General features: G+C 67.9%; 6 protein-coding genes. All 6 read right to left on the bottom strand.

The features are described 5' to 3' along the window. Positions 1-15: 15 nt before the first annotated feature. A complete protein-coding gene (guaA, locus tag AC5RWT_RS32950) occupies positions 16-1,605 on the bottom strand; it encodes a glutamine-hydrolyzing GMP synthase (RefSeq protein ID WP_494083886.1) in 1,590 nt (529 codons plus the stop codon). Positions 1,606-1,693: 88 nt separating this feature from the next. Further along, positions 1,694-2,188: a DUF3817 domain-containing protein gene (locus tag AC5RWT_RS32945; protein ID WP_494083885.1), complete on the bottom strand. Its 495-nt coding sequence runs from the start codon at positions 2,186-2,188 to the stop codon at positions 1,694-1,696. 5 nt (positions 2,189-2,193) lie between these two features. Continuing rightward, a complete protein-coding gene (locus AC5RWT_RS32940; protein ID WP_494083884.1) occupies positions 2,194-3,096 on the bottom strand; it encodes an SURF1 family protein in 903 nt (300 codons plus the stop codon). A 51-nt stretch (positions 3,097-3,147) separates the two neighbouring features. Further along, positions 3,148-4,872: a glycerol-3-phosphate dehydrogenase/oxidase gene (locus AC5RWT_RS32935; protein WP_494083883.1), complete on the bottom strand. Its 1,725-nt coding sequence runs from the start codon at positions 4,870-4,872 to the stop codon at positions 3,148-3,150. 25 nt (positions 4,873-4,897) lie between these two features. Next, on the bottom strand, positions 4,898-6,037 hold the full coding sequence (locus AC5RWT_RS32930; protein WP_494083882.1) for a GuaB3 family IMP dehydrogenase-related protein: 1,140 nt from the start codon (positions 6,035-6,037) through the stop codon (positions 4,898-4,900). A 153-nt stretch (positions 6,038-6,190) separates the two neighbouring features. After that, positions 6,191-6,537: IMP dehydrogenase (locus AC5RWT_RS32925; protein ID WP_494083881.1), on the bottom strand; the 347-nt coding region annotated here is incomplete at its 5' end.

Raw genomic sequence — 6,537 nt, 5'->3', positions numbered from 1 at the left:
GGCTGCCCGTTGTGGCTACTCCCACTCGATGGTTCCCGGCGGCTTGCTCGTCACGTCGAGCACCACGCGGTTGACCCCGTCCACTTCATTGGTGATCCGGTTCGAGATCCTCGCGAGCAGGTCGTAGGGAAGACGCGACCAATCAGCGGTCATTGCGTCCTCGGACGAGACCGGGCGAAGCACGATGGGGTGCCCGTAGGTACGGCCGTCGCCCTGCACGCCCACGCTGCGCACGTCCGCCAGCAGAACCACCGGCATCTGCCAGACCTCCTGGTCCAGGCCGGCAGCAGTCAGCTCGGCGCGGGCAATCGCGTCGGCCTTGCGCAGCAGGTCCAGGCGCTCCTGGGTGACCTCGCCGATGATCCGGATGCCCAGGCCCGGGCCGGGGAACGGCTGTCGGCCTACGATCTCGGCCGGCAAGCCCAGCTGCGCACCGACGGCACGGACCTCGTCCTTGAACAGCGTACGCAGCGGCTCGACGAGCTCGAACTGCAGGTCCTCGGGCAATCCGCCGACGTTGTGGTGGCTCTTGATGTTCGCGGCACCCTCGCCGCCGCCGGATTCAACCACGTCCGGATAGAGCGTTCCCTGCACCAGGAACTTCACGGACTCCCCCTCGGCGGCAGCCTCGGCCAGCACTGCTTTCTCGGCGGCTTCGAAGGCGCGGATGAACTCGCGGCCGATGATCTTGCGCTTGGTTTCCGGGTCGGTGACGCCGGCCAGCGCGGACAGGAAGCGCTGCTGTTCATTGGCTACGTGCAGCTTCACGCCGGTCGCGGCGACGAAGTCCCGTTCCACCTGCTCGGCTTCACCTTCTCGCAGCAGCCCGTGGTCCACGAAAACGCAGGTCAGCTGGTCGCCGACCGCGCGCTGCACCAAGGCGGCGGCCACGGCAGAGTCCACGCCGCCGGAGAGCCCGCAAATGACGCGGGCGTCGCCGATCTGGGCGCGGATGCGCTCCACCTGCTCCTCCACAATGTTGCCGGTGGTCCAGTTCGGTTCCAGCCCTGCACCGCGGAACAGGAAGTTCTCCAGCACCCGCTGGCCGTGGGCCGAGTGCTTGACCTCCGGGTGCCACTGCACGCCGTACAGCTTTTTCTCGTCGTTTGCGAAGGCAGCCACCGGGGCGCCGGCGGTGCTGGCGAGCACCTCGAAGCCCGCAGGCGCCTCCTGCACGGAATCGCCATGGCTCATCCAGGTGTCCTGGGTGGCCGGCACGCCGGCCAGGATCGACCTGCCCTCGCCCACGGCGGTGGCAGCGGTAGCGCCGTATTCGCGCAGGCCGGTCTTTGCCACCTTGCCGCCCAGCGCATTGGCCATGGCCTGGAAGCCGTAGCAGATGCCGAACACGGGGACGCCGGCTTCGAACAGGTCTGCACCGACCCTGGGCGCTCCTTCGGCGTACACGCTGGAAGGTCCGCCGGAGAGGATGATCGCCGCGGGGTTCCTGGCCATCAGCTGTTCGGTGGTGAAAGTGTGCGGGACGATTTCGGAATACACGTTGGCTTCGCGTACGCGGCGGGCAATCAGCTGCGCGTACTGGGCCCCGTAGTCGACGACGAGGACAGGCCGGTGGTCCGTATTGGCGGGAGGAGTAGTCACCATTACAGGATAGTCGCCGCTTCCGTTGGGCACGCACTTTGCCGTACGCCTTGCCGGCGTGAGGTAGGGCACGGCGGGTGCGCGGCTGCCGTCAGTAGCGTTTGGCAGCCTCGGGATGGGCGGCCAGTTCCTGCTCCACCTCGCGGTGCACCTTGCGCTCCAGGATGATGGACAGGAAGGGGATCACGCCGCCCAGGGCGATCAGCACGAACCTGGTGAACGGCCAGCGCATCAGCGACCAGAGCCGGAAGTCCGCGATCAGGTACAGCACGTACAGCCATCCGTGCGCGATCAGCACTGCGATGGACAGGTTCACTCCGCTGTCGACCGCCGCCGGTTCCGCCTGCGCCAGCCCGAAGCCAAAGGCCTCGCCGGTCACCGTGTTGGTGCCGCCGGCGAACAGGAACAGGTTGAAGCCGTACCGCAGCACCATCTCCACGCACAGCAGCAACAGCATGGTACCGGTGATGTAGGAGGTGACCTTGTAGAAGGTTAGGGCGGAGCGGATCTGGGTGTGGGTACCGCCGAAGCGGCGCTTGACGGGGCGCGGGGACGCGGCGGAGCGGTCGGGGGCGTTTTCTGTCACGGGGGCTACCTCGTTGAATGTGGTGTGTGGCTGGGGCTGGTCTGGCCGGCGGCGTGGCCGCCGGCTTGAGTCGTGCCGGCGGGGCCCGGGGCGTCTCCGCGGGCAGCGTCGGCGTCACCTGCTGCGTGGCGGGCGGCCTCGGCGGCGTCTTCGGCTGCTTCGAGGTCGCGGCGGTAGTCATCAGCCACCAGCCGCCACCACAGGAAAATGGCGAATCCGGCGAACACCACCCATTCCACGGCGTAGAAGATGTTCATCCAGTTGACCGGCGCTTCCTGCGGCTGAGGTCCAATGACCACCGGCTGCATGGCCGTGCCGTCCGTCGCCGGGCCCAGGTCCTTGCCGGCAACCGTGAAGCCGGTCCCGACCACAAAGCCGGAATAGCAGGGGGCGTCCCAGCGGTTGATCAGCTCAGCCGCGGACAACGAAGCGACTTGCCCGGCGGGCCGGTTTCCGGGCAGCGGGGCTTCGGTGGGCAGCAGGCGCCCGACGACGGTCGCGTCACCTTCCGGAGCCGGAGCGGCGTCCGCCGGCTGTTCGACCCAGCCGCGCACTACCGGGATCAGCACGCCTTCGCCGAACTGCTCCACGCCGTCCACTGCAAACGGGTCCACCACCCAGTACCCTGTTTCGCCGTGCTGCAGGCGGTTCTGGACCAGTACCTGCCCGCCGGGGACAAAGCTGCCGTTGAAGGTCACCATTTGATCCGCGGTGGCGGCCGTCATGGGAACACCCGGTGTGAAAACGTCGGTGAGCGGCTTGACGGATTCCGTCTCCCCCGGGGGCGGCGGCGGTTCGCTCCGGGACGTGGAGAACTGCCACTGGCTCAGCAGCACGAACACCGTGGACAGGGCGAGTGCAAGCACCAGAGCCGCGATCCAGCGGGGTTTGAGGGCAGTCTTCAACACCCATTAAAGGTACTTCGCAACCTTGTAGAAAACGAATCCTGCGCGGCCTGCTCAGGCCAGCGGGACGATGTCGTCAACGCCCATCCGGGCGCTGTCGGCCAAGACGTCGTCGGGCTGCTCCTGGCTGAGCCGTTCGGCTTCCACGCGGGCCAGATAGTGCTTCACTTCGCGCTCCACCTGCTCTTCGCTCCAGCCCAGCAATGGCGCCATCAGGTTGGCGACGACCGGTGCGGCGGAGACTCCGCGGTCCCACGCCTCGATGGAGATCCGGGTCCGCCGGGTCAGGACGTCGTGGATGTGCCGGGCTCCTTCGTGCGTGGTCGCGTAGACGACTTCGGCCGCCAGATAGTCGTCTGCACCGGGCAGCGGTTCGGCCAGATCCGGCTGCCCGGTGATGATGTCCAGCACCTCGTCAGCCATCGACCCGTAGCGGTTAAGCAGGTGCTCCACCCGGGCCACGTGAATGCCCGTCCGGTCCGCCGTACGGCTGCGCTTGTTCCACGCTGCCCGGAAGCCGGCAGCGCCGAGCAGCGGAATGGTGTCCGTGCAGCTGGGCGGCACCCGCTCGTCGAGTGCGCGCGCTGCCTCATCGACTGCGTCCTTGGCCATCACCCGGTAGGTGGTGTACTTGCCTCCGGCCACCACCACCAGCCCCGGGACCGGGTGTGCCACCACATGTTCGCGCGAGAGCTTTGCCGAGGACTCGTTCTCACCCGCCAGCAGCGGCCGCAGCCCGGCGTAGACGCCTTCGACATCCTCCCGGGTGAGCGGGCGCTGGAGCACTTGGTTGACGTGTTCCAGCAGGTAGTCGATGTCCTTGGACGAGGCGGCGGGATGGGCCTTGTCCAGATTCCAGTCAGTGTCGGTGGTGCCGATGATCCAGTGCCGCCCCCACGGTATGACGAACAGCACGGACTTCTCGGTGCGCAGAATCAAGCCCACCGTGGACTGGAACCGGTCACGGGGCACCACCAGGTGTATCCCCTTGGAGGCGCGCACGCTCAGCTGTCCGCGTTCGGTGACCATCGCCTGGGTTTCGTCCGTCCAGACGCCGGTGGCATTGACCACCTGCTTGGCCCGGATATTGAACTCGCTGCCGTCCTCCTGGTTGCGTACCCGGGCACCCACGACGCGTTCGCCCTCGCGCAGGAAGTCGATGACTGCCAGGCGGTTTGCCGCGTGCGCGCCGAATGCCGCGGCGGTGCGGACCACGTTGACGACCAGCCGGGCGTCGTCCACCTGGGCGTCGTAGTAGCGGATGGAGCCCACCATGGCGTCCTTCTTCAGGCTGGGGGCAGCCCGGAGGGTTCCGCGCCGCGACAGGTGCTTGTGGAAGGGGACGCCGCGGCCGCGTCCCGTGGCGACGGCCAGCGCGTCGTACAAGGCCACGCCGGCGCCCACGTAGGGACGCTCCACGAACCGCTTGGTCAGCGGATACAGGAACGGCACCGGCCGCACCAGATGCGGCGCGATGCGCTCCAACAGCAGCCCGCGTTCCTGCAGCGCCTCGCGGACCAGTGCGAAGTCCAGCATCTCCAGATACCGGAGCCCGCCGTGGATCAGCTTGGAAGACCGCGACGACGTCCCCGAGGCCCAGTCCCGCGCCTCCACGATGCCCACATCCAGTCCTCGGGTGACCGCGTCCAGAGCGGCCCCGGCCCCCACCACGCCGCCGCCGACGATCAGCACGTCCAGCTCGGCGCCGCGCTCCTGGGTGGCGCGCAAGGCGGCCAGCGCCTGCTCGCGGCTTTCGGGACTCAACGCACCAGTGGTCATCGCCTATCAGCCTCCCAGCATCGGATCAGTCTCCGGTTTGGATCGGTGCCAGCACCACTTCGCAGCGCTGGAACTCTTTCAGGTCCGAATATCCGGTGGTCGCCATCGACCGCCGCAGCGCACCGACCAGGTTGGAGGTGCCGTCGGTGTGGTTCGACGGCCCGTGCAGCACACGTTCGAGCGGACCGACCGTTCCCACGTTCACCCGGTCGCCCCGGGGCAGTTCGTCGTGGTGGGCCTCCTGGCCCCAGTGCCAGCCGCGGCCCGGTGCCTCTTCGGCGCGGGCCAGCGCCGATCCCAGCATGACGGCGTCTGCTCCCATCGCGATGGCCTTGACGATGTCCCCGCTGAAGCCCAGGCCGCCGTCGGCGATGACGTGGACGTAGCGGCCACCGGATTCGTCCATGTAGTCCCGGCGGGCGGCAGCCACATCGGAGATCGCCGACGCCATCGGGGCGTGGATGCCCAGGGCGCGGCGCGTCGTCGTCGTCGCTCCCCCGCCGAAGCCGACCAGCACACCGGCCGCCCCGGTCCGCATCAGGTGCAGGGCCGGGGTGTAGCCGGCCGCGCCGCCCACAATCACCGGGACATCCAGCTCATAGATGAACTGCTTCAGGTTCAGCGGTTCCTGCGTTTTGGACACGTGCTCGGCGGAGACGGTGGTGCCGCGGATCACGAAGACGTCGACGCCGGCGGCCAGCACCGTCTTGTAGAACTCCTGGGTACGCTGCGGAGTGAGCGAGCCTGCCACCGTCACGCCCGCTTCGCGGATCTCGGCCAGCCGGGAAGTGATCAGTTCCGGCTGTACCGGCGCGGAATACAGCTCCTGCATGCGCTTGGTCGCCGCCGGGCTGAAGTTCTCCGTGCCCAGCGCGGCAATCTCGTCCAGCACCGGCAGCGGATCCTCATAGCGGGTCCACAGGCCCTCAAGGTTGAGTACGCCCAGGCCGCCGAGCTTGCCCAGGGCAATGGCGGTGGTCGGCGACATGACCGAGTCCATCGGCGCGGCGATGACCGGAGCGTCGAACTTGTACGCGTCAATCTGCCAGCTGACGGAGACGTCCTTCGGGTCGCGCGTCCGGCGCGAGGGGACGATCGCCACGTCATCGAGGGAGTAGGCTCGACGCCCACGCTTGCCACGGCCAATTTCAATCTCATAAGTCACGGCTCTAGGTTATCCCACGGCTGGAACGGTTCACCTTGTGGCGGGCAGAAAGAGGCGCCTCGCCGGCGCCCAGCTGCCTGCGTCCCGCCACCCGCTTAACACGAAAGGCGCCGCCCCCCGGTGCGGGGAACGGCGCCCTCACGGGCTGCGGGACTACCGCTTGTAGTTCGGTGCCTCCACGGTCATCATGATGTCGTGCGGGTGGGATTCTTTCAGCCCGGCCGCCGTGATCCGGACAAACTTGCCCTTGGCCTTCAGCTCGGCAACGTTGCGGGCGCCGGTGTAGAACATGGTCTGGCGGAGGCCGCCGACCAGTTGGTGCGCGACGGCGGACAGCGGGCCGCGGTACGGAACCTGGCCTTCAATGCCCTCGGGGATGAGCTTCTCGTCGTCCGGAACGTCCGCCTGGAAGTAGCGGTCCTTGGAGTAGGACGTGTTCTTGCCGCGGGTCTGCATGGCGCCCAGGGAGCCCATGCCGCGGTAGGCCTTGAACTGTTTGC

This window comes from Arthrobacter sp. Dra40 (genome assembly GCF_059091905.1).
Note: the sequence above shows the minus strand (reverse complement) of the source record. Positions and strands in the feature narration are given on the sequence as shown.

Excerpts from the sequence above, each read along its gene's own strand:
- guaA (WP_494083886.1), bottom strand. The coding sequence starts at position 1,605 with ATGGTGACTACTCCTCCCGCCAATACGGACCACCGGCCTGTCCTCGTC.
- AC5RWT_RS32935 (WP_494083883.1), bottom strand. The coding sequence starts at position 4,872 with ATGACCACTGGTGCGTTGAGTCCCGAAAGCCGCGAGCAGGCGCTGGCC.